This is a genomic window from Bacteroides sp. AM07-18, assembly GCF_003602695.1.
In the GTDB taxonomy this organism is placed as follows: Bacteria; Bacteroidota; Bacteroidia; order Bacteroidales; family Bacteroidaceae; genus Bacteroides; species Bacteroides uniformis.
This window is the reverse complement of sequence record NZ_QTLM01000001.1, coordinates 159,626-183,305: the sequence shown is the minus strand read 5'-3', so window position 1 is coordinate 183,305 and position 23,680 is coordinate 159,626. Positions and strand designations below refer to the sequence as shown.

Genomic DNA, 23,680 nt, shown 5'->3' with positions numbered 1-23,680 from the left:
TTTTCTTCGTTATCACTTCTTCACCGGAATAGAGAAGCTGAATATGGAGCCTTCGCCTTCCTTGGAAGTAAACCACAGTTTACCGCCATTCTTCACGACAAAATCCTTGCATAGCAACAAGCCCAGTCCCGAGCCTTCTTCGTTGTTCGTGCCGAACGTGCTGAAATGCGTATCAGTATGCAACAACTTCTTCTGCCCCTCCTCGCTGATGCCACAGCCATGATCTTGAACACTGACAACTGCCATACCATCTACTTCCTCCATCTTCACCAGTACCTCTGAATTCTCCTTACTGAACTTAATGGCATTACTCAACAAGTTACGGACCACTGTCTTCAGCATGTCAATATCAGCGTTGACCATCATTTTTTCCGGTTTCATCTCGCGGATTCTTATCTTCTTCAGGCTTGCCACCATACTGAAAATCTCAATGACACCGTCTGTCACTTCGACGAGGTCCACATCCTGATAAACCACGTTCAACTTACCGATTTGACTCTTTGTCCATTTCAGCAGGTTATCCAGCAATGAAAACACATCCTCCGTAGTCTGATTAGCCATCGTCAGAAGCTCGTACATTTCGGCGCCAATTTTCTCAGATGGCAAGTTCAATATCAGCATATTCAGCACCATTTTGATGGATCCCATCGGAGAACGTAAGTCATGGGCAATCACCGAATAAAGCTTGTCACGCCCGGCAATAGTACGTTGCAGTTCTTCCGTCTTACTCAAAATCAACCGTTTGGCAGCTACCAAAGATATTTGGTGGGTAACACGGATAATCAATTCCTCCTTATTGAAAGGCTTAGAGATGAAGTCATTCGCGCCAACCTGAAACCCCTTCACAATATCTGCCGTACTATTCAGTGCGGTCAGAAAGATGATTGGAATATCAGCTGTATTCGGATTTGACTTTAAATGTTGAGCTACTTCAAAACCACTCATGTCCGGCATCATTACGTCAAGCAAAACCAAATCAGGATTTTCCTTTTCCACCTGTTCCAACGCTTGCCGCCCGTTACTTGCAGTAGCAATCGCGAATTTCTCATTTGTCAAAAGCACTTTCAACAATAAAACGTTTGACATCACATCGTCAACGATGAGAATCTTGTATTCGGAAGGATTTATTTCCATGTTCATCTTTCTATATTGTTTTTCCCGTTATCAAAATTACTATTTAGTTAGGAACGATATTCCTTAAAATACTCTATTATATACTGTAAACCCTCTTCCAGCTCTATAGTCGGTTCCCAGCCCAACTTTTCCTTTGCCAGAGTGATGTCCGGCTGACGCTGTTTGGGATCATCATGAGGCAGTGGCTTGAAAATCAGTTTCGACTTGGAATTCGTCAGCCTAATGACCTTTTCCGCCAGTTCCAATATGGAGAATTCATTCGGATTTCCCAAGTTTACCGGACCGATAAAATCGTCCTCCGTGTTCATCATCCGCACCATACCTTCTATACAGTCATCTACATATTGGAAACTTCGCGTCTGATTACCCGAACCGTATATTGTAATATCCTGGTTCTGCAATGCTTGAACCACGAAATTGGAAACCACCCGTCCGTCATTCGGCAGCATCCGAGGACCGTACGTATTGAATATACGGATAATCTTGATCCGCACTCCATTCTGGCGGTGATAGTCCATAAACAATGTCTCGGCACAACGCTTCCCTTCATCATAACAAGAACGGAGGCCAATTGGATTTACATTTCCCCAATAACTTTCCACTTGGGGATGAATAACGGGGTCACCGTACACTTCGCTGGTAGAAGCCTGCAATATCTTGGCATTCGTCTTTTTGGCCAGTCCCAGCATATTGATGGCGCCCAATACAGAAGTCTTGATGGTTTTAATGGCATCATATTGGTAGTGGATGGGAGAAGCAGGACAAGCCAGATTATAGATTTCGTCCACATCTGCCTCATAAGGGGTTTCCACATCATGCAGTACAAATTCAAAGCGGGGATTGCTCTTCAGATGAGTGATATTTCCTTCCGAACCGGTGAAAAGATTATCCAGACAAATCACCTGATGCCCGTCGTTTATCAATCGGGTACAAAGATGAGAACCTATAAAACCAGCACCGCCACTAACCAAAATTTTCTTCATGTAATGTTTTTTATAGTGCCTTAAAGCACATAGGACCTATTCTGTTTGTTTTGATGCTGACAAATGTAGGCGATTTGACTAAATTATGCAAGTTTGCAACGAAATATTTCACTTGTTAATGAATATAAAGAGGCAGATTAAAAAATCCACCCCTGAAATATTCATTTATTTATCCGCCACATACTCTTCTTTCTTATCCGGAATGCTGAAGTTCTTGTTCGCAAACAAGTCTGCCAGACCCGAAATTTGCTTTAAACGCAACACTTCGTCGCGATCCATTCCGATATTCTTCATTATCCATTCATCAGACATACCGGCTCTGTCCAATTCCGCAACAATATGGCACATCAACTCGATATTATGCGTACCACGGGCACGATTATGACGGATAGTGGACGCCATACGGTTGGAAAGTTCCTTGTCAATCACGACCACGGGAAGCAACCCGTTTTCGCGCTGATAAATTCTTTTGGATGTCTTCAACACCTGATAACGGTGGTAACCGTCCACCAGGATGTAGTTATCCTCTTCCTCATCATAGTAACAGACACAAGGCATGGTGAAACCATCTTCCCAGATGGAAAGCTCCAGAAGCTTCATTTCGGGCGGTGCCACTACATTCGGATTGTAATCGTTTGCTTGTATTTTCTCTATTGGAATTGCCTTTACATTATATACCGGACTTTTATCTACGCTCATAACATCATATTTTTGAATTGTTCCATTATCTTGTCTCTTTTGTATGCCTCTTCCTTGTTCAAGGCAAAACCCATGTACTTGCAGGCATGGTCATTCTTCAGGATGCATATGCACATCCGCTTATAAGTGGGAATTTCCCGGAATTCCGCGATGTCAATATCATCCAGATAATCCATGCGCACCGGCTTCTTGTTTGTCTTGTAATTCGTGGTATTTATCACTTCAATGGACACTCCTGCATCCCTCAGCTTCTGGATGGTCTCGTCAGCCAGACAGCCCCCTTTTGTACGCCAGAATTCAATGCTGACGGTAAGCTTTTTCAAGTAGTTCCTCCGGGTCTCTTCCGGCAAGGTGGAAAGCAGGAACTGCATAAAGCCTTTCCACGTATACCCTTCGGGCAGTCGGACCGTCTGCCACCCCATAGCACGCGTCCCTCCGTAAATACCGGTAAAGTTCACCCCGTTGACCCGCCCTATCATTCTTCCCCAAGTATTCGGGTCGATGACACGATACAGCTTCAGGCTCTCTTGTGCCTCACAAAGAAAAGGGCTTGCCACACGCTGGCGTTCGATATTGACTCCGGCTTTATAATATAGGTCATACAAATGGTTATAGTCAAAGCCGAATTTGCCATTGGCCGTCCAGATATCCGTCGTCTTCCAATCATAAATGGGATAAGCATTGAAAATGTCATTGCCTATCTTCGAGGTCCAGCGGTAATTGTGGTACATCTGATACTTCCGGTTCAGATGGATGCTGCGCCAGCGGTTAAAACTCTCTTGCGTACGGATGCCTATGAGAAAGCAGGCACGCACTCCATCCTTCTTCTCATGCAGCCATTTGGCAAAGTGCATCTGGAACTCATAATCCCACATTTCGGGAGTGTAGAAAGGAAACGTCTCTTTAGTGAGGCAGCCTTTCGGCATCTTCCTTACCCAAATGTCCTCCAAATCCTCCTGCCACGGACGCCAGTAACTCTGGTACATCGACGTACAAGTCGTTACACGGAAAGGCACACAAACACGATACACCTCCAATATATCCTTATTTGCCTCCAATACCCGGTCCACATAATCAATGGTCATGCTGTACTGTATCTCATAGTCCATATGGAATACACACAGTTTACGGTTCAGCCGGTTCCGGCGGATATAGTCTATGCACAAATTCAGCAACACTCCACTATCTTTTCCTCCCGAAAAAGAGACGCATATCGTGTCAAATTCCCTAAAAATCACATCAAGACGTTCTTGCGCCAGTTCATACACATTTTTGGGTGCAGCCATAATTATCAGTTTTTCTTCATTTTCACATAACGGGTCCATACCTTGTCTTCCAAAAAGCCCAGCTCGCTGAAGACATCCCTATCTTCAACAAAGCTAACAGCCGTCAGACTACTCTCCTCGCCCTGCTTCTCAAGTACCTTTTCCAGAAGCAATTTTAGCGTGTCAACATTCCTTTCCTTAATATAATAGTTGTTGATGACACATTCATACTTCTTGTGCTCCACCGGCACAAAACCTACAACATGTTTATTATCCAGAGCAACAAACCACTCGTACTCTTCCGATGTCCGGAAAGGGTAATTGTAGTTCTGTTTCAGCACTTCCGGGCTCATAACCAAAGGGGCTACAAGCTCGTACAGCTTTTTATCCGTACCATGTAATTGCACTATCTGTATCATATCTACATTTATATTATTTGTAATTACGTGTTAAAGATAAAGCTTATTTACGACGGAATATTCTCCTTTTAAATAGATTTAAGAATATAGCCCTGCAATATAAAATATTAATAAATAAATATTATCCCCCTAATTTGTATATGTTGATTAATTTGGGTTTCTTTGCAAAAGAAAGTCACCCGAAGAGAAATAATGAAATATTTACTGCTTTTTATGACCTTTGCCAAGATAGGAATGTTCACTATCGGTGGCGGATACGCTATGATACCTCTCATTGAACGGGAAATCGTAAAAAAGAGATGGATGAGTAAAGAAGATTTCATGGAAATGTTTGCGTTGACCCAGTCACTTCCCGGTGTTTTTGCTGTCAATATATCCATATTCGTCGGCTACAAGCTGCATAAAGTAAAAGGTAGCCTGGTGTGTGCACTTGCCACAATCCTCCCCTCTTTTGTCATCATGATGCTGATAGCCATGTTCTTCGCTCATTTTCAGGACAACCAGGTGATGATACGCATCTTTAACGGTATCCGTCCGGCAGTAGTCGCACTGATTGTGATACCCTGCATTTCGGCTGCACGGGCACTGAAGCTGAAGTATTGGCAACTGGTGCTTCCAGCCATCGCCACCATACTCATCTGGCAATTCGGGCTATCCCCCGTATACATTGTCCTTGCAGGAATTGCAGGAGGAATGCTCTATACATTATGGTTAAAAGATAAACTGAGAAAATTACAGATATGATTTATTGGCAGCTGATATTGGTATATCTAAAAATCGGAATGTTCGGTTTCGGAGGCGGTTACGCCATGTTGTCCCTCATCCAATATGAGGTGGTGGACCACCATCACTGGCTCACCCTACAACAATTCACGGACGTAGTGGCCATCTCGCAGATGACGCCTGGTCCGATAGGCATCAACAGTGCCACCTATGTGGGCTATGCAGTTACTCAAAGCGTGTGGGGAGCTGTCGTGACCACCATTGCAGTATGTCTTCCCTCGTTCATCCTGGTATTGCTCATCTCTTACTTCTTCGTGAAATGCAAGGACAACAAATACATCAAGGCGGCAATGTCGGGACTGCTGCCCATGTCCGTATCATTGATAGCTGCTGCTGCCCTATTGCTGATGAACAAGGAAAATTTCATAGATTACAAAAGCATACTTATCTTTGCAGCCGCTTTCGGCGTGACGTGGAAGTGGAACCTCCACCCTATCTTACTGATAATCCTTGCCGGAGTCGCAGGCTTCCTTCTATATTGAAGAAGCGGTAGAGACGGACACCATCTTGCGGGCATATGCCCACACCACGCAATAGGCAACCAGCGGTACGATGAACGCCCACACCATCGTCGTATGGTCTGCCACCAGTCCCATCAACAGCGGACCTACCACGCCTCCCACGGGAGACATCATCAGGAAAGAGGAAGCCCTCTTGGTATGGTTGCCCAGCCCGCGCAAGGAAAGTGCAAAAATCGTGGGAAACATAATAGCCTCAAATGCATATCCGCACAACAGAGCTGCAAGCGACACCATTCCTACATCCAGCAACACCAACAAGGTAGTCATCACAGTGCCCGTAGCACACACCAACAACATTTTCTCGGCACGCACACGTCCCATAATCCAGCTACCGGCAAAACGTCCCAACATAAATAATCCCAGTCCACCGAAAGAAAGCACTACGGAAGCTTCGCGGGCATTCATCCAATTCTGCTCCACCACGTAGTTGATGAAGAAGCTGTTGATGGAAATCTCGCCGACCTCATAGGCAAACAAGGCTATCAGCCCGAAAATGAAAAGCCGGTGTGACCACAATCCGACCTTATTACCAGCTTCGTCCACCTCCACACTATGTTCAATCTCGGGCAACTTGATTCTTGAAAAGACCAGCGCTACCAGCAACACAATTACCCCCATGCAGATATAGGGCAATGCGACATTACCCGAGCCCGTCTGCCCATCCTTCGAGAAGAGTAGCAGTCCAGCCAGTACCGGTGCACAGATACATCCCAGACCATTGAAGGATTGTGCGAAATTCAGTCGGCTGGCAGCAGTTTCCTTTGCGCCCAATTCTGTGGCATAAGGATTGGCGGCAGTTTCAAGAAACGTCAGTCCGCAACCTATCACGAACAATGCAAACAAGAAAAGATTAAAAGACAGATAATGCTGCCCGGGGATAAAGAGCAGCGAACCGATGCCGTAGAGCAACAGACCGAATACCACACCCCGGCGATATCCGAAGCGACTGATGAAAAGTCCTGCAGGAATGGCCATGATGAAGTATCCCATATACATCGTCATCTGTATAAAGGCCGAATGTGTCTTCGTAATATCCAGTATCTCTTGAAAGTGCTTGTTCAGTACATTCAGAATGGCATGGGCAAATCCCCACAAAAAGAAAAGAGAGGTAATCAAAATGAAGGGCACAAGGTATTGTCCGCCCACCAATGGTATTCGTTTCTGTTTCATAATATGATAATTCCAGACAATCGTTGCAAGGCGATTGATAATTGCGGGTGCAAAGATAAACAAAACTCCCGGTCTTTACCCAACATTTTCCTATTCGCTATTGTACGGAGCAACTTTTTCTCTAACTTTACTGCCATCATACAATGTTAAGCCATGAAAAATGCCATCCCACGATACAATTTCTACAAAACTAAGTACGGAAGCGAACTTCTGATAGATGTCGTTGATTTGCAGTATACCCGGAAATTCTTGACCCAGGGAAAAGTACATATTCTGACCTACTATGACATCACCTTCATCACAGAAGGAGAAGGAGAATTCACTATCGGTAACCGGACACACTTGGCAGCTCCCGGTGATGTATTCTTCTCCAAACCAGGTGAGGTGCGCAGTTGGGACACAGACCGTATCGGCAACGGTCATGCTCTAATTTTTGAGGATACCTTTTTGACCTCTTTCTTCAAAGACCCACTATTCGTGCAGCACCTCCCATTCTTCCGAATGGGAAAAATGGTAGACAAACTCCAACTGCCGAACGGGCTCTATGCACGAATACTCCAACTTCTGCACGACATAAAGGTCGAAATCGACTCTTTCCACCCACACGATACGGGCATATTACGCGCCTTACTTTACGAAGTCCTCATGCTACTCAACCGTGCCTACCGCACCTCTATCCCTCCGGAGACGGGTAAGGAGCCACATAAAGATATCAGCAGCTTCCACCTCAGCCGATTCTTCGAATTGGTTGGGGAGCACTTCCGGGAGCAGCATTCTGTACAATTCTATGCCGATAAACTATGCATCACTCCCAATTATCTGAACGAAATCCTCTCTTCGGCCATAAACATCAACGCCAAGCAGTACATACTCAACAAGGTTACAGACGAAGCCCAGCGTCTGCTCACCTACACCGACCTCCCCATTTCAGAAATAGCCTCCGAACTCCATTTCTCAACCGTCTCCTACTTTGTACGTAGTTTCCGACAATGTATAGGGTATACTCCCCTCGCCTACCGGAAAATGGAGAAACCGTGAAAAGTGACATATCCTCCTTCTTTTTTATTGTACAAAAGTTCCACTTACCGGCTATCTTTGCCCTTGAAACAATAACCCATAAAAAAAACAAACAATGAGAGATGCAGAAAAAACAGTAGGAAACATGATTGACAAGGAAAAAACCATCTTTGTCGGTTCGGTGGATGCCGAAGGCTTTCCCAACATCAAGGCCATGTTGCAAACCCGCAAAAGGGAAGGGCTCAAACACATTTACCTATCAACGAACACCTCGTCGATGCGCGTTTCGCAATTTCTCAAAAATAACCGGGCATGCCTTTACGTCTGCAACACACGCTTCTTCAAGGGCGTAATGCTGCGCGGCACGATGGAGATACTGACGGACAGCACCAGTAAGGAAATGATATGGCAGGAAGGCGACACTATGTACTACCCCGAAGGAGTGACTGATCCCGATTATTGTGTCCTGAAGTTCACCGCCTTCGCCGGTAGGTATTACAGCGGATTTAAATCAGAAGACTTCACGATAGAATAAACGGGCCATCCGTTCCAGTCCATCAGCAAGCAGAGCCCGGGGACAAGCGATATTCAGCCGGATAAAGCCCTCTCCACCGGGACCGTACATCGTACCGGAATTGACCATCAGATGCTGTTGTTCTTGCAAACGCAAGGCGACAGCATCTGAGCTGATACCGGAGGCACGGCAGTCTATCCAAACCAAATAAGTTCCTTCGAGTGGCAGCACGGGATATTGTGGTAACCGTTCTCCGAAAAAGCAGCGGAGGTATTCGTAATTCCCCCGCAGATATTTCCGCAAGGCATCGAGCCATTCCCCACCTTCGTTATAAGCTGCCATTGTGGCGATTACGCCGAACGGATTGACGTCGCATACCTCGTTGATATTGATGGCTCTGTCAATACGGCGGCGCACCTCTTCATCGGCTGCGATGATATTGGCGATTTGCAACCCGGCAAGGTTGAACGCCTTGCTCGGCGAAACGCAAGTGACGGAATTTTGCAAAAAGCGTTCGGACAAGGAGGCAAAGGGTGTGTAGTCATATCCTTCGTAAGTCAGTTCACAATGAATCTCATCCGCCACGACAAACACCTCATTCCGTAAACAAATATCACCTATATGCTGCAGTTCTTCCAGAGTCCAGACCCGTCCGACCGGATTGTGAGGATTGCACAGCAGCAGGATTTTTGCTTTCGGATCGGAAGCTTTCCTTTCAAGATCGGCAAAGTCGATTACGTAGCGGCCATCCTGATAAATGAGATTATTGGCAAACAACTCGCATCCGTCATTACGGATAGATGAGTAGAAACAATTATAGGCAGGAGTCTGAACGATGACTTTATCACCCGGCATGGCCAAGGCTTTGATAATGGCTGACAGAGCCGGCACGACACCACTCGTATAGATAATCCACCGGGAATCAACCTGCCAGCGATGCCGGTCATCGAACCACCGGACAACCGCATCATAATAGGCTTCGGGTACTTTTGTATAACCGAAAATACCGTGCGCCACCCGCTTTTGTAAGGCATCGATAATAGCGGGTGCTGTACGAAAATCCATATCCGCCACCCACATGGGCAGTACATTCTCCTCTTCGGGAGTATCCCATTTATAAGAATTCGTCCCGCGACGCGAGATGATTGTATCGAAATCGTATTTCATAATTTATAAATCCAGTTACCATCCCAAAGCCTCAACTCACAATCGGCAGGCGCCTTTATATTTTCGTCGAGAATGATTTCCCCATAGCTTTCGGCAGTGATACAGCCTGTCCGTGGATTCTTCACCCCGCCTATTGTTCCTTTGATGGTTGCCTGCACCGAACTATATTCAAAAGCCCGGTCGCAGTCGGGACCAAAGGTGCAATTCTCCAGTACGAGGTCGTGGGCATAGCAGAGCGGTTGCTCACCGGTTATATGGCAATTCACCAACCGGAGATTGTGCGAATGCCAGCCGAGATATTCGCCGTTGAGTTCAGAATCGTAGATTGTCACATTCTCCACCTCCCAGAAGGCATCCTTCGTAGTGATTTTGGCATTGCGCAACTCCACATTCTTCACATACTGGAAAACGTACTTGCTGTCGCTTTCCAATCCGTCTATGCGGATGTCGCTGCTGAACATGAACGGATAAGTTCCTCCATGCAGTTTCAGATTTTTGATATTCAGATTTTTACAACGCCAGAACACCTCATTGGCATCGTTTATCTCTACATTCTCTATTTCGATGTCATGCATCTCGCGAAACATTTTGGGTGCATCGATACGCGTATCAGTCATTTTCAGATGGTCGGAATACCACAGTGCCGAACGCCCGCCGACATCGAAAAAACAACGGTCGATAACAAATCCGTGAACATGCCAGAAGGGATAATTTCCTTCGAACCGACAATCAACAGCTTCGATGTTGCTGCATTCCTTGATGGCTGATTCTCCAGCACGGATAACTACATTCTCCATACGTAAGTCATGCAATTCGAACAAAGGTCTTTCTCCGCCAAATGCTGTATTTGATATTATTTTCATCTTGTTTTCAATTTTATTATTCTATTCTCTTTATCAATTTTGCGGGGACACCACCTACTATTGTATTTGCTTCCACATCTTTCGTCACGACCGCTCCAGCTCCCACCACAGCATTGTCACCAATTGTCACTCCTTGAAGAATCGTTGAATTAGAACCTACCCAGACATTCTTGCCTAGTACAATTGGTGCCGGATAGGTAGTTTGGCGTTCAGCCGGAGGCAAACCATGATTGAGCGTTGCAAAGACTACATTATGCCCAATTTGGCATCCGTCGCCGATTATCACACCACCATGGTCTTGAAAATGACAGCAGGCATTAATAAATACGCCTTCGCCCACTGTTATATTCTTCCCGAAATCGGCATAAAACGGCGGAAATACCCGGAACGATGACGGAACTTGATAACCGAACAATTCGGATAGCAACTCACGTACTTCGTCCGGCGTATAGTATGCGGTGTTCAGCCGGAAAGTGATACGCCTGGCTTCACTGCTCATTTCGTCCATAAAACGGTGTATCTCCTCCGTATTAAGCGCTTGACGCGTCTTTACATATTCTTTAAATTCGTTCGTAGTCATAATTTCTCCTATTTAATTTTTATTACCAAATTAATGATAATGCAAAAATAGGCGGTATCCGTCATATGCCGTGTAGATAAATCCCCGGTATCTATACCCAAATTACGGATTATGCTGTCCCCTCCAGCTACTAAATCATAGCTCCATAAAACAAAAACTCCCGTAATCGCTTGAATTACGGGAGTGTGGGTGGTGTTATTTAAGTTTATCGTATTCTTCATCCGTCACCGGCTCTAGCCATTCATTAGAAGTATCCTCACCGGGAACTTCGAAAGCAAGATGGGCAAACCAACCATCAGAAGCAGCACCGTGCCAATGCTTCACATTTGCAGGGATATGGATAACCGTACCGGGTAGAATCTCTACTACCGGCTTGCCTTCTTCTTGATACCACCCACGACCGGCAACACCGATAAGCATCTGTCCACCGCCTTTAGTAGCACGGTGTATGTGCCAGTTATTGCGGCAACGAGGCTCGAAAGTGACGTTAGAGACGGAAACCTGCTCACGTGAAACGGGAGCAAGATAGCTGTTACCTATGAAGTACTGTGCGTATGCTGTGTTCGGTTCTCCAATGGGGAAAATCATTTCACGCTGGAACGCGGCTTTGGTATCTTCACCGGCGGTGTCCTCTGCCCATACGCCTTTGGCCAGATTAAACGCTGCCCACGCTTTGGGCCAACCGGCATAGAATCCGATATGGGTGATGATTTCAGCAATCTCCGTACGGGTGATGCCGTTCTTTTTTGCCGACTGAAGGTGGAACACGAGCGAATTATCCGTGATTCCTTGACTGATAAGAGAAGTTATAGTTACCAAACTACGGTCACGCAGACCGAGTTTGTCGGTGCGGCTCCAGACCTCGCCAAAGAGGACATCGTCGTTTAGTTCCGCAAATTTAGGAGCAAACTCACCCAACTGGGTGCGTCCTGCTGTCTGTACTATCTTTTCTTGTGCCATAACATTGAGTGTTAAAATGCTGAATACTGAAATTAAAAAAATCTTGTTCATAGTCGTTCTATTTATTGCATGAAGTTATTGAGCTTGTTAGCCGGATTAAGTGGCGTCTGGTCAGACAAGACCAATGATTTGACCATGTGCAACGTTCCTTGCTTGTATTTCTGAAAGTGTTCTGATGCAATATGTTTTTCATAAGCCGCATGGCTCGCATAGGTTTCGAGAATAGTCACCTTACAGGGATTCTCCTTCTCGCCGACCGCATACATAGTCAGTACGCCCGATTCGGTACGCAGAGAGATTTCGCCTACTTCGGTTGCGTATTTCATATACTCGTCGAGATACTGCGGATAAACCTCGATTTTCGACAACCGCACGATACCGTCAGCACTCATCGGCTCTTTGGCGCACATACCCGGCTGCTTATCCAGATTCAGGCATTTGCCGATAATCTCTCCCGTGGCAAGGTAGGAATAGGTCGGAAATTCAAACAATACGGGTTTCAGCTTCGTATAGTCAAGTTTCCCGTTATTATCAAGCACTTCAGGAGCAGCGTATGTATTGACTATCGCACAAATGAAATTGTCGAAACCTTCAGTTTCATAGATGTCTACCACCTCACACTCCATGGTGAGGGGTGATGCGTCTATAACGGGGGTACCGTTTTCGCCAATATGGTAGGCAAACACCTCCGACTTATCGACCGTCGCACCGCTTACACTTCCCACATAGTCAGCTTTCGGCAATATTTCACGACTCACTAGATTGACGGAAAGTCGTTTTGAGTCCTTTATCCCTTGATTAGTGTAATGGCTTTTACTCATGCTGATGAGTATCCGCTCATGTCCAATAACACCCGTATGCCCTACCACTAGCCAGTTTACTTTCCCTTCAACCTCCGCCCCAACAACCGTCATCGGCTTGGGATAGAGCGCCAACAGATTTCCGAGATTTTTCTTGTTCGTTTCCATTATATTGGGTTGAACGGTGTTCTCCTTTACGGGAATACTGCACGACATTATGACAAGCAGTGACAGAACTCCTAAAATTGTTTTTGCCATACGCTATATTACTCTATTTTTCTTGTTAAACTTCTGATGACAAAGGTACCGCGATAGCACAAGCGAAGGTGTATATGATTTACGGATATTTGTACCCGAATTCCCGATTATACCGCAAGAAAGTTCAAGTTCATCAGATGAGTATAGTAAGACTGGCAGAAATCCCACGAATAATCCCACGCATGATTTTTTTTTAATCGTTATTCTTGCCGATACAGAAAACAAAAAAAGCTCTGAAATCCTTGAATTTCAGAGCTTTGCTTTAATTTATTATTTACTTTCGCGGTGCGTACGGGACTCGAACCCGTGACCCCATGCGTGACAGGCATGTATTCTAACCAACTGAACTAACGCACCATTATTTCATTCTTTCGTTGCTATCTCTCTCGATTGCGGTTGCAAAGGTAGACAAAATTCTTATATCTGCAATAGCTTGAAAGAAAAAAAATCATCTTTTTTTTAACATAGCTTGATTATAAGAGATTTATGTTACCTTTGCAAAACTAAATTAATATTGAAATCATGAGAAATACTCCTATTGAACGTAAGTTGATAGATGAAACTATCGCAGATTTTCATATCACAGACTTTGCCAAAGCAACCATCCGTGAAGTAAAAGCCATTGCAGCCAATGCCGAAGCGGCATCGGGTGTGGAATTCATAAAAATGGAAATGGGTGTACCCGGACTCCCCCCCTCAGCCGTCGGCGTAAAGGCCGAGGTGGAGGCATTGCAGAATGGTATTGCCAGCCTCTACCCGGACATTAACGGACTTCCCGCCTTGAAAGAGGAAGCAGCACGTTTTATCAAAGCCTTTATCAATGTAGATGTAGCCCCCGAAGGTTGTGTACCAGTTACCGGCTCCATGCAAGGAACTTTCGCTTCATTCCTCACATGTAGCCAGTGCGATGAGAAAAAGGATACCATTCTCTTCATCGATCCCGGTTTCCCGGTACAGAAGCAGCAGTTGGTCGTGATGGGACAGAAATATGAAACCTTTGACGTATATGACTACCGTGGCGACAAGTTGAAAGCGAAGCTGGAAAGTTACCTCAGCAAAGGCAATATCTCTGCCATCGTCTATTCCAATCCCAACAACCCCAGCTGGATTTGCCTGAAAGAAGAAGAGTTGCGCATCATCGGCGAACTGGCAACCCAATATGACGTCATTGTGTTGGAAGACCTCGCCTACTTTGCCATGGACTTCCGCCAAGACTTGAGCAAACCGTTCCAAGCGCCTTACCAACCTTCTGTGGCACACTATACGGACTATTACGTGCTGCTCATTTCCGGTTCCAAAGCTTTCAGCTATGCCGGTCAACGTATCGGTGTCAGCTGCATTTCGGACAAACTGTATCACCGGGCCTATCCCGGGCTGACACAACGCTACGGCGGCGGCACCTTCGGCACAGTATTCATCCACCGCGTACTCTATGCACTCTCCTCCGGCACCAGCCACTCTGCTCAGTATGCTCTTGCCGCCATGCTTAAAGCAGCTAATGAAGATCAATACAACTTTCTTGATGAAGTGAAAGTATACGGTGAACGTGCCCGCCGCCTGAAAGAAATCTTCTTGCGCCACGGTTTCCACTTGGTATACGACAATGATTTGGGTGATCCCGTTGCCGACGGTTTCTATTTCACCATCGGTTACCCGGGCATGAGTAGCGGAGAACTTGCGCGGGAACTAATGTACTACGGTGTAAGCGCCATTTCACTGGTGACCACCGGAAGCCATCAGGAAGGATTACGTGCCTGCACTTCCTTTATCCAAGACCATCAGTACGACCAGTTGGACGAACGTATGGCAATTTTTGCCGAGAATCACCCCATCCAATAAAAAATATCCCTATATAATAATAAGGTATCTCTACCAGTTGATGCCGGTATCCCACCACAATCGGGTACCGGCATTGTCATCTCCACCCAGTGCCTCTACCAAAGCGGCATACTGCTCGGCATTCTCCGTCTTCAGTCCGCCGGGAAAGTTCAGACGGCGAATCATTGTCTCAGTATCTATACACCCGTCTTTACTGTGATTAAAGCGCACGGGGAATAGCCGGGGATACCCCGTCCGGCGCTGTTCCGCCCAAGCTTCACACCCTTCAGGAAACATGGCAATCCATTTTTGGGTAATAATCTTCTCCAGTTTCGTATCCCTATCCGCTGACTCCAGCCAGCGTGGCGAAACCTGACAACGGGCGGTAATATCATTCTCCATATCGTAGGTATCCACAAAATCGGCAGGCAACAAGTCGCTCTCCAGATAAGCATCGGACTGCAAGATGCCATACTGACGGAAAGAAGCCATTACCCCTTCTTCATAGCAGGTTTTCACCGACTCATCGGTCCATCCCCGTAGGGCAGCCTCGGCACGCAGGAACCAGACTTCTGCTGCCGGCATCAACACTGCATCAGTCTGCTGGGTAACTTTCAATTTTGAGAGTGTATTATAATAGTTATGTGCAAAGCATGTACCCTGACGAATGCCGCGATACTCGCCTGCAAACTGTTCATCCTGGCAAGTGGCAAAATAGATTTCACGACGGGGATCTTCATATCCGTTCAGTATGGACTCCATCGGCGCTCCCATATAAGCTTCATTCCAAACAAGGTTTATCTCGCCCAACGGATTGGTATATCCACTCGCCGTGGAAACCGCCACCGACTCGTCCGCCTCCCGAATGACTCCGTATTCATTATCCATCGCTTTACGGAATTCCGTTTTTGCCTTCTCCGGACTGGCTACCGCAATGCGCATGGCAAGCCGCATCCTCAACGAGTTGGCAAACTTTATCCAAGAGTCATAATCACCGTCCAACAACATATCGAAACGCGCAAACTCCGAAGCTCCCGGATGCTCGACAATATAATCGGAAAGTACAGCTACAGCCGTATCAAGTTCACAGAAAAATGCATTATAGACCTCTTTCTGCGTGTCGGGCATATAACGGGCTTCGAGATCGGCAAAATGACTATACACAATAGGGCCGTAATAGTCCGTGACACGGTGCATCACTTCCACCTTCAGTATCTTGGTAATGCCGAAAAAGGCAGGCATGCGATCACGTGTGGCATTCTCCGACTGATATATCTGCGGGAAAACATACTCATAGGTATGTCCCCACATGGCGCTGTTCCATCCATCCTGCAAGTTGTAGTCCGAATTGTGCGAACCTCCATTCAGAGGCTTGGCATCGTGCATGTAACCGCTGAACATGTCGGCATTCAAATTCTGGGTCAACTGAAAAGGCCAGTTCTTCCCCTTTCCGTAGTCGTAATTGAAATAGATGCCTTGCTGGATGATTCCAAGACGGATGCCATGTTCGTTATAGTCGGCCTGCAAGTCCTCGTCCGTCACGCCGGACTTGTCCGTATTGATTTCCTTAAAGTCTCCCGTACAAGCCAGAAACACGAAAACCATGCCAATCAGTACTATAATCCTCTTCATATCAAGTCTCCCTCCCCCTCTTAAAATTCACACTTCAAAGAAAATCCCCAACTACGCGTGGTAGGCATACCGTAGACTTCAATTCCCTGGTTATCGTTGCCCGTAGAGAGTACCAGGTCAGGGTCGAAAGGCGCCTTTTTGTAGAAGAAGAACAAGTTGCGTCCCGAAAAGGACAGTTGTGCCCGCTTGAGGACTTTGGTCTTTTCCATCCAGGCAGCAGGCAGTTGGTAGCCCACGGACAGCTCACGCAGCCTGATGTTCGTGGCATCATACATATAATATTCCGTCACCCCGGCCCGTCCGCCTACAACATTCTTATAAAATCCTTTCACATTATCTATCCGGTTACCTTCAAGCATTACATAACCTTTGTCTCTGGCCCGGGCCGTGACTTCAGAAACGCCATACATATCCATATCCGCCTGCGTCTGGGACAAAATATCGCCTCCAAAGCGACAATCCACCAGAAAATAGAAAGAAAAATTCTTGTAAGACAGCATATGATTCCAGCCCAGCATCAGTTTTGGATTGGCATTGCCCACTTTCACCGTATTGCCATCACCTTCCACCAAAGGCATGCCGGTATTGTCTCCTTCCGTGCCGTAAACGATATTGCCCGCATCGTCACGTACAAAAGCTTTTCCGTAGATGTCACCGATAGAGCCCCCTTTCACCAATTTCATGGCATAACTGGACGAGAAGCTGGTAGGACCGTAAAGAAACTCCTTCAGCGCTTCGTGCAGTGAAATTATCTTGTTGCGGTTGGTGGAGAAGTTCACCTCTGTTTTCCACTTGAAATGGTTTGTCAGCAAAGGAACGGCATCCAATGAAATCTCCCACCCCACATTCTGTATATCACCCGCATTGACATAACGGTAGGCATATTTATCGCCCGACAGAGTAGGAAGCTTGAAGAACTGGTTCCGGGTATTCGTCTTATAGAAAGTGGCATTCAAACCAATGCGGTTCTTTAAAAAACGCGCTTCTATACCCGCCTCAAAGGAGTGCGTCATCTCCGGTTCCATATCCTTGAACGGCGCGGCATCACTTGCCAGGAACTCTCCGCCCGCCGTGATATGCGAGGAAGGATTTGTGATGAACATGGGAATATCATTGCCCACCATGCTGTATGCCCCCCTTATCTTTGCCAGTGACACCCATTGGGGTAAAGTCATCAGCTTATTGAATATCAGCGAAAATCCCACGGAGGGATAGAAGAACCCGCTTTTCTCATGAGATGTATAAGCCAGCGTGGAAGACCAGTCATTACGGGCCGACAAATCAAGATAGACAAACTCGTTGTAGCCCAGTTGTGCCGTCGCAAACAAGGACTGCAATTGGCGCCGCGCATCAATCTTCTGGTCCAGCCCGGCAGAACCATTCATGATGATATTGGCCAGATTGAACACATTGGCATATTTCAGCGAAGCTGTTTTAGAGTCATAGCGGGTGGAGTTCACAGTCTTGTCATTGATACTGACACCGAGCGCCGCGTTGAGAGAGAATGCATCCCACTGCTTTTTCATCATCAGTATGGCGTCTCCGTAATATTGGGTTTCCTGATAGTCCATCTCGATATAACGCCCATTGGCTCCCGCCAACGCCGGAGCGGTAGAGGCATAGAACTGCTGGCGCACCTTGTCGTTAATATAGTCTACATTGCCACGGGCCTGCAGGCTTAACCAATCGTTTATCTTCAGATTGGCGGATAAGGAGACTATGACATGCATGCGGTTCTCCTTGCTCAATATGCGATTGGTAATCCAGTAGGGATTCTGCTCAAAATCCTCGTAGGAGGTATGCCAATTCTGTATGTTCAAGTTTCTACCCTCATCATAAACCTCGAAGTTCTCCTTATAATAAGCAATATCCTCACCCCGTGGAAAACGGTAGAGCCCCACCAAAGGATTCATGTAGAAACCACCCACGGTAGGCTTGTTCTTCACCACCTGGCGCATCAGGTTCATACTGCCATCTAACTTCAGACGGGAATTCAATAGAACGGAAGTCTCTCTGAAAGTGAGGTTGTGCTTCGAAAGGTTATGTTTCCCAATGATGCCATGCCCCGTAGTATTAGCATAGGAGAAATAGTTCTGCAACTTCTCATTGCCGTGACTCAAGGAGATGGAAGTTATGGAGGTGACACCAGTAGAGAAGAAGTCTCTCAGATTATCGTATTCGGGAAGGTTTGCCCGTTCTCCCCAACTGTCCACACCGTCACTTACTCCATAGCGGTTCTGCATCTTGGGTAGCGCAAAAGCATTGTCGAACATTAGGCTCGTCGAGAAAGAAACACTGCGCTGCCCGTGCGACTGCCCCTTCTTTGTAGTAATCAGTATCACCCCATTGGCAGCCTGGCTACCATACAAAGCTGCCGCGGGAGCTCCTTTCAGGATACTGATACTCTCTATATCTTCAGGATTCAGATTGGAAATGCCGTCTCCTCCGTCACGGTTGCCGGCATTGGCCGTTCCGCCTATGGCAGAGTATGCTTGCTCGGAAGTGGAGTTCAGAATGGGAACACCGTCTATCACATACAGCGGTTGGTTGTCACTCGCCACCGAACGGATTCCACGGATACTGACTTTGGCTGAGGCTCCCAGACCGGAAGAAACCTGATTGACACGCACACCTGCCGACTTGCCGGTCAACGAAGTAATTAAGTTGGGCATTTTTACTCGCGTCAACTCCTCGTTTTTTATTAAATCTGTGGCGTAAGAAAGAGAATTTTCTTTCTTTTCGATACCCAAAGCGGTAACAATAACGTTATCCAGCTCTATCATATCTTCTCTTAGTGTGATATGAAAGGTCGAATGTCCTTCCACCTCAATATCCTGGGACATGTAGCCGATAAACGAAACACGAAGCACTGCATTATCGGCAACCACCAGAGTGAATTTTCCTTCCGAATCCGCTATCGCACCATTGGCAGTTTCTTTCTCTTGAATAGTGGCACCGGCCAACGGAAACCCGCTTTCATCCAGCACACGGCCACTTATCGTCACTTTAGAAAGCTGTATTTCAGAATGTCCCGGACGCTGCATACGCTCCATAAAATCCTCCGGGCAATCCGTCCATCCTATAGAAAACAGCCCTAAAATTAACGTATATAATGTAGTATATTTCATTGCATTAAATTGCCAATTACTTGCAAACTTAAGTATTTTCTCCGAATAAAAAAAGCCATAAAATCTGAGAAAAGAAACTTTTAAAATGAAAAACAGCGAAGAACTTTGGTTTATTGTGGAATATTATGTATATTAGGGGCATGTATAGCAATATAAATCTATTCAAGATAGAAACAAACCATGTGGTTCCTGCCCAGGGAAAGGTCTTGATTTCCGAACCCTTTTTGTGTGACCATATGTTTGGACGATCCGTCATTCTACTGGTGGACCATACACATGACGGCACAATGGGACTGGTTCTGAACAAACCGCTCCCCCTATTCTTGAATGATGTGCTGAAAGACTTCGACTGCCCGGAAAGTATACCTATCTATAAAGGAGGACCACTCAGCACAGATACATTGTTCTATCTGCACACGCTCGAGGGTATTACCGGAGCGCTGTCCATCGGCAAAGGCTTCTACCTGAACGGTGACTTTGAAGCCATTAAAAACTACATCATGCAGGGAAATCCCGTTCAAGGCAGAATCAGATTCTTCTTGGGATACTCCGGCTGGGAGTACGAACAACTGGGCCGGGAAATTGAAGAAAACACCTGGCTGGTAGGCAAAGAAAACATCAGTTCGCTAATGAACGAGGCGGCCAGCGGCACACTCTGGAAGAAGGCATTGTGCAAGCTGGGAGCAAAATATGAAATATGGTCGCGTTTCCCTCAGATTCCAACGCTCAATTAGTGCTTCGGAGAAGTTGCAACAGCACGACATCCTTATAGCATCCTCCTACGCGCCACCACTCCTTCAAAAGCCCGCAACGCACAAAACCGCAGGATTCAAAAAGGCGGATACTTGCCTCATTATCCACCGAGATATGGACTATCAACTGTTTCAGATACAAGAAACTGAAAACATAGTCGCACAGCAAACGCAGCGCTTCCTTGGCATAACCATTGCCCTGATACTCCTTCCGTATGGCAATGCCCACCTCTCCCCGGGCATGCATGGGAGAAAACTCTGTAATATCGATGGTACCTATCACCACATCATCCTCTGCACGTACAATCATCATACGCAGCTGGCGGTCGGCAAACATATCGCACTCGGAATTCTCAATATATTGTTTCAAGACAAATCTGGAATAGGGCACGGTGAAGTTCGTCACATCCCAAGTCTGGGAATCATTCTCCATGGCATACATCACTTCCAGGTCTTCCGGCTCCATAGCACGGAGACGCACCCTTTCACTGCAGAAATAAGATTTATTCATATCTTCCAGTCGGTTACATTTCTTCTTCTTTATTGATATGCAGTTCTTTACGCAGGCGTCCCTCACCCGGCAGGCAGAACAGAGAAGCCGTCAGTCCTATCAGTGCACACAGTGCACCCGTACTGCTCAACATGATATAATAGGTGAAAAAGCCTGCAAGCACCGGTATGGCAAGCAATGCCAGCCGCACGCCACTCCACAGCGCATAGAGGCGGAGGGCTTCGGGAAGCGTCACTACATCTATTTTCCGGATTAATACCCATGAAAAGAGTTTCAAGGCTATGGGTACGCAAGAGGCAGCCAGCAGAATGGTTACCGTCTCAGCCATATAGGTGACACGTACATCTCCGGCATACATACCTACCCATCCGCCTCCGGTTTCTCCAAGTAGAACGAGCAGGATGGGAAGCATCCAGAAATAGGCAAAAGTTGTTCGGACACGCGCTGCGGTCTTCTTTATTTGTTCTTCCATTTAGTAAATTGATAGTGGATAATGAATAATTGATAATGGCCCAAACAATCAGGCAGTTCCGGAAAATGGAGTGCGGTTCACAATACTGCGTCCCAGAGTCACTTCATCCGTATACTCCAATTCGTCGCCGATGGAAATGCCACGGGCTATGACAGAGAGCTTCACGCCCAGTTTTTCCAGCTTGCGGTAGATATAAAAGTTGGTGGTATCTCCCTCCATCGTCGTGCTCAGCGCAAGAATCACTTCATTGATGCCGCCGGCGGCTACCCGCTGCACAAGGCTTTCTATCTGCAAGTCTCCGGGGCCAATGCCATCCATCGGCGAGATGACACCTCCCAGCACGTGATACAAACCACGGAACTGTTGTGTGGCTTCCACAGCCATCACATCGCGGATGTTCTCTACCACACAAACCACAGAAGCGTCCCGTTGCGGACTGGAACAGATGCGGCACGTCTCCGTATCTGATATATTATGGCATACCTTGCAATATTTCACTTCATGCTTCAGCGTCACGATGGCATTGCCGAACGCTTCCACCACTGCCGTATCCTGGCGGAGCAGGTGAAGAACCAGCCTCATAGCCGTCTTGCGTCCCACTCCGGGCAACTTGGCAAACTCATTTACCGCCTTCTCCAATAATGTAGAGGGAAACTGTCCATTCATACTTAAAATTCTCCTATTGGCCACAAAGATAGTGCAAACCGAATGCAGAATAAAATGAACTCGTTCATTTTTTATGCTGAGGTGCAGCCTATCTTCGCTTTCTGGGCAAAGATAGTGCAAACTTATGAAATTAGTGCTACCTTTGCCACACGTAAAACCCCAAAAAGGCAACAAAATGGATATTACAAACGCTGAATTCGTCATCAGTAACACAGACGTGCGGAAATGCCCCGCAGGCACATTTCCCGAATATGCTTTCATCGGACGCTCCAACGTAGGAAAATCCAGTCTCATCAATATGCTGACCGGGAGAAAAGGGCTTGCCATGACCTCTGCCACACCGGGAAAGACCATGCTCATCAACCATTTCCTCATCAACAAGAGCTGGTACATTGTAGACCTTCCGGGATACGGCTATGCCAAACGGGGACAGAAAGGGCAGGAACAAATCAAACGTATTATAGAAAGTTATATACTGCAACGCGAACAGATGACTTGTTTGTTTGTTCTTATAGATAGCCGGCTGGCTCCCCAAGCCATCGACCTCGAGTTTACGGAATGGCTGGGCGAGAACGGCGTACCCTTTGCCATCGTCTTCACAAAGGCCGACAAACTGAAAGGCGGCAGACTGAACACCCACATCAACGAATACCTGGAACAGTTGAAGGAACAGTGGGAAGAGCTGCCTCCCTACTTCATCACCTCTTCTGAAAACCGCATGGGACGGAAAGAGCTGCTGGACTATATCGAAAGTATCAACAAAAGCCTGAATAGCAAACAATAGACATAAGTAAAATGAAAAGATTAGTTTTTTGGCAACTGTTTGTTGCCGCACTACTGCTGACCGGCAATAGTCATGCACAATCCATCAAGGATTTGTTCAACAAAGAAAATATAGAGAAGGCGGTAAATGCCGTGACCGGCAAGTCAACAGCGGATATGACCGGCACTTGGTCGTATACCGGCTCCGCCATTGAATTCGAATCGGACAACCTGCTGCAGAAAGCCGGCGGTGCCGTTGCCGCCACAGCCGCAGAAAAGAAACTGGACGAACAGCTTGCCAAAGTAGGCATCAAAGCCGGGCAAATGTCATTCACATTCAACGCCGACAGCACATTCAGCGCCAAAGTAGGGCAAAAGAGCATGAAGGGAAGCTACTCCTACGATGCATCCACCCAAAAGGTCAACTTGAAATTCGCCAAGCTGATAGGTATGAATGCCAAGGTCAACGCTACCTCCACAACTATGGACCTGCTGTTCGAATCGGACAAGCTACTGAAACTGATAACCTTCCTCTCCAGCAAAAGCAGCAACTCCACTCTGAAGAGTATCGGCTCGCTGGCCAACAGCTACGACGGAATGATGCTCGGATTCTCATTACAGAAACTGTAACAACAACTTCCATACAACAAAAAAATCCCGCAAGCACCGAACAATGCTTGCGGGATTTTTTTATCTGAAAAGAGCGGAAAACGAGACTCGAACTCGCGACCCTAACCTTGGCAAGGTTATGCTCTACCAACTGAGCTATTTCCGCATGGGATGACTCTCCTTTTTTGAGGAGTAAA

General features: G+C 46.6%; 24 protein-coding genes and 2 tRNA genes. 8 read left to right on the top strand and 18 right to left on the bottom strand.

What is annotated here, in order from left to right; genetic code table 11:
* Positions 1-12: 12 nt before the first annotated feature.
* The 5 genes from DW096_RS00855 to DW096_RS00835 all read right to left on the bottom strand — a co-directional run bounded on the left by DW096_RS00855 (position 13) and on the right by DW096_RS00835 (position 4,500).
* On the bottom strand, positions 13-1,140 hold the full coding sequence (locus tag DW096_RS00855; protein WP_118940785.1) for a response regulator: 1,128 nt from the start codon (positions 1,138-1,140) through the stop codon (positions 13-15).
* Positions 1,141-1,181: 41 nt separating this feature from the next.
* The gene (locus tag DW096_RS00850; protein ID WP_005825375.1) at positions 1,182-2,117 is read right to left on the bottom strand and encodes a UDP-glucuronic acid decarboxylase family protein; all 936 of its coding nucleotides are present in this window, start codon (positions 2,115-2,117) and stop codon (positions 1,182-1,184) included.
* Between the two features lie 165 nt (positions 2,118-2,282).
* Positions 2,283-2,816, bottom strand: a complete 534-nt coding sequence (locus tag DW096_RS00845) for a ParB/RepB/Spo0J family partition protein (protein WP_016273566.1) — start codon at positions 2,814-2,816, stop codon at positions 2,283-2,285.
* A complete protein-coding gene (locus DW096_RS00840) occupies positions 2,813-4,102 on the bottom strand; it encodes a DUF3440 domain-containing protein (RefSeq protein ID WP_087332529.1) in 1,290 nt (429 codons plus the stop codon). The genes DW096_RS00845 and DW096_RS00840 overlap by 4 nt, the downstream gene beginning before the upstream one ends.
* Before the next feature lie 5 nt (positions 4,103-4,107).
* Positions 4,108-4,500 (bottom strand): hypothetical protein, encoded by a 393-nt coding sequence (locus DW096_RS00835; RefSeq protein WP_087332530.1) that lies wholly within the window; start codon positions 4,498-4,500, stop codon positions 4,108-4,110.
* 192 nt (positions 4,501-4,692) lie between these two features.
* Between DW096_RS00835 and DW096_RS00830 the strand changes: the two genes are divergently transcribed.
* Both DW096_RS00830 and DW096_RS00825 read left to right on the top strand, forming a co-directional pair.
* Positions 4,693-5,244, top strand: a complete 552-nt coding sequence (locus DW096_RS00830) for a chromate transporter (RefSeq protein WP_005825383.1) — start codon at positions 4,693-4,695, stop codon at positions 5,242-5,244.
* Positions 5,241-5,765: a chromate transporter gene (locus DW096_RS00825; protein WP_005825387.1), complete on the top strand. Its 525-nt coding sequence runs from the start codon at positions 5,241-5,243 to the stop codon at positions 5,763-5,765. The genes DW096_RS00830 and DW096_RS00825 overlap by 4 nt, the downstream gene beginning before the upstream one ends.
* On the opposite strand, the gene fucP is transcribed toward DW096_RS00825, so the two are convergent.
* Positions 5,757-6,974 carry an L-fucose:H+ symporter permease gene (fucP, locus tag DW096_RS00820; RefSeq protein ID WP_057087781.1) on the bottom strand — a complete coding sequence of 406 codons (1,218 nt, stop codon included), beginning with the start codon at positions 6,972-6,974 and terminating at the stop codon, positions 5,757-5,759. The genes DW096_RS00825 and fucP overlap by 9 nt on opposite strands.
* Before the next feature lie 153 nt (positions 6,975-7,127).
* Here fucP and DW096_RS00815 point away from each other — a divergent pair, with 153 nt between their 5' ends.
* Together DW096_RS00815 and DW096_RS00810 are read left to right on the top strand one after the other, a co-directional pair.
* Positions 7,128-8,012, top strand: a complete 885-nt coding sequence (locus DW096_RS00815; protein ID WP_005836553.1) for an AraC family transcriptional regulator — start codon at positions 7,128-7,130, stop codon at positions 8,010-8,012.
* 94 nt (positions 8,013-8,106) lie between these two features.
* On the top strand, positions 8,107-8,526 hold the full coding sequence (locus tag DW096_RS00810) for a pyridoxamine 5'-phosphate oxidase family protein (protein WP_009038621.1): 420 nt from the start codon (positions 8,107-8,109) through the stop codon (positions 8,524-8,526).
* On the opposite strand, the gene DW096_RS00805 is transcribed toward DW096_RS00810, so the two are convergent.
* The 6 genes from DW096_RS00805 to DW096_RS00780 all read right to left on the bottom strand — a co-directional run bounded on the left by DW096_RS00805 (position 8,503) and on the right by DW096_RS00780 (position 13,490).
* Positions 8,503-9,672, bottom strand: coding sequence for a MalY/PatB family protein (locus DW096_RS00805; protein WP_117866400.1), 1,170 nt, complete (start codon positions 9,670-9,672; stop codon positions 8,503-8,505). The two genes, DW096_RS00810 and DW096_RS00805, sit on opposite strands and share 24 nt — an antisense overlap.
* The gene (locus DW096_RS00800) at positions 9,669-10,535 is read right to left on the bottom strand and encodes a DUF3737 family protein (RefSeq protein ID WP_009038623.1); all 867 of its coding nucleotides are present in this window, start codon (positions 10,533-10,535) and stop codon (positions 9,669-9,671) included. Before DW096_RS00800 ends, DW096_RS00805 begins: the two co-directional genes overlap by 4 nt.
* A gap of 16 nt (positions 10,536-10,551) precedes the next feature.
* On the bottom strand, positions 10,552-11,115 hold the full coding sequence (locus DW096_RS00795) for a sugar O-acetyltransferase (RefSeq protein ID WP_009038624.1): 564 nt from the start codon (positions 11,113-11,115) through the stop codon (positions 10,552-10,554).
* A 195-nt stretch (positions 11,116-11,310) separates the two neighbouring features.
* Positions 11,311-12,126 (bottom strand): carboxymuconolactone decarboxylase family protein, encoded by an 816-nt coding sequence (locus DW096_RS00790; protein ID WP_009038625.1) that lies wholly within the window; start codon positions 12,124-12,126, stop codon positions 11,311-11,313.
* 11 nt (positions 12,127-12,137) lie between these two features.
* Complete coding sequence (locus DW096_RS00785) at positions 12,138-13,133, bottom strand: flavin reductase (protein WP_009038626.1); 996 nt, start codon at positions 13,131-13,133, stop codon at positions 12,138-12,140.
* Between the two features lie 283 nt (positions 13,134-13,416).
* Positions 13,417-13,490 (bottom strand) — tRNA-Asp (locus DW096_RS00780).
* 165 nt (positions 13,491-13,655) lie between these two features.
* On the opposite strand from DW096_RS00780, the gene DW096_RS00775 reads away from it, so the two are divergent.
* Positions 13,656-14,972 carry a pyridoxal phosphate-dependent aminotransferase gene (locus DW096_RS00775; RefSeq protein WP_009036966.1) on the top strand — a complete coding sequence of 439 codons (1,317 nt, stop codon included), beginning with the start codon at positions 13,656-13,658 and terminating at the stop codon, positions 14,970-14,972.
* Between the two features lie 30 nt (positions 14,973-15,002).
* On the opposite strand, the gene DW096_RS00770 is transcribed toward DW096_RS00775, so the two are convergent.
* Positions 15,003-16,583, bottom strand: a complete 1,581-nt coding sequence (locus tag DW096_RS00770) for a SusD/RagB family nutrient-binding outer membrane lipoprotein (RefSeq protein ID WP_005824658.1) — start codon at positions 16,581-16,583, stop codon at positions 15,003-15,005.
* 20 nt (positions 16,584-16,603) lie between these two features.
* Entirely contained in the window at positions 16,604-19,711 is a 3,108-nt protein-coding gene (locus DW096_RS00765) for a SusC/RagA family TonB-linked outer membrane protein (protein WP_057087852.1), read from the bottom strand.
* A gap of 125 nt (positions 19,712-19,836) precedes the next feature.
* Here DW096_RS00765 and DW096_RS00760 point away from each other — a divergent pair, with 125 nt between their 5' ends.
* Positions 19,837-20,445: a YqgE/AlgH family protein gene (locus tag DW096_RS00760; protein WP_016272660.1), complete on the top strand. Its 609-nt coding sequence runs from the start codon at positions 19,837-19,839 to the stop codon at positions 20,443-20,445.
* On the opposite strand, the gene DW096_RS00755 is transcribed toward DW096_RS00760, so the two are convergent.
* From DW096_RS00755 to recR, 3 genes are read right to left on the bottom strand one after another with little or no spacing between them, the layout of a single operon-like run.
* Positions 20,438-20,974, bottom strand: a complete 537-nt coding sequence (locus DW096_RS00755) for a GNAT family N-acetyltransferase (RefSeq protein WP_057256007.1) — start codon at positions 20,972-20,974, stop codon at positions 20,438-20,440. The two genes, DW096_RS00760 and DW096_RS00755, sit on opposite strands and share 8 nt — an antisense overlap.
* 13 nt (positions 20,975-20,987) lie before the next feature.
* Entirely contained in the window at positions 20,988-21,446 is a 459-nt protein-coding gene (locus DW096_RS00750; RefSeq protein WP_016272662.1) for a hypothetical protein, read from the bottom strand.
* Between the two features lie 48 nt (positions 21,447-21,494).
* Positions 21,495-22,112: a recombination mediator RecR gene (recR, locus tag DW096_RS00745; RefSeq protein WP_035448317.1), complete on the bottom strand. Its 618-nt coding sequence runs from the start codon at positions 22,110-22,112 to the stop codon at positions 21,495-21,497.
* Positions 22,113-22,287: 175 nt separating this feature from the next.
* Here recR and yihA point away from each other — a divergent pair, with 175 nt between their 5' ends.
* Together yihA and DW096_RS00735 are read left to right on the top strand one after the other, a co-directional pair.
* Positions 22,288-22,896, top strand: coding sequence for a ribosome biogenesis GTP-binding protein YihA/YsxC (gene yihA / locus DW096_RS00740; protein WP_009036961.1), 609 nt, complete (start codon positions 22,288-22,290; stop codon positions 22,894-22,896).
* 11 nt (positions 22,897-22,907) lie between these two features.
* Positions 22,908-23,504, top strand: coding sequence for a DUF4923 family protein (locus DW096_RS00735; protein ID WP_087332535.1), 597 nt, complete (start codon positions 22,908-22,910; stop codon positions 23,502-23,504).
* A 72-nt stretch (positions 23,505-23,576) separates the two neighbouring features.
* Here the strand turns inward: DW096_RS00735 and DW096_RS00730 are convergent.
* Positions 23,577-23,649, bottom strand: a tRNA-Gly gene (locus DW096_RS00730).
* Between the last annotated feature and the right edge of the window lie 31 nt (positions 23,650-23,680).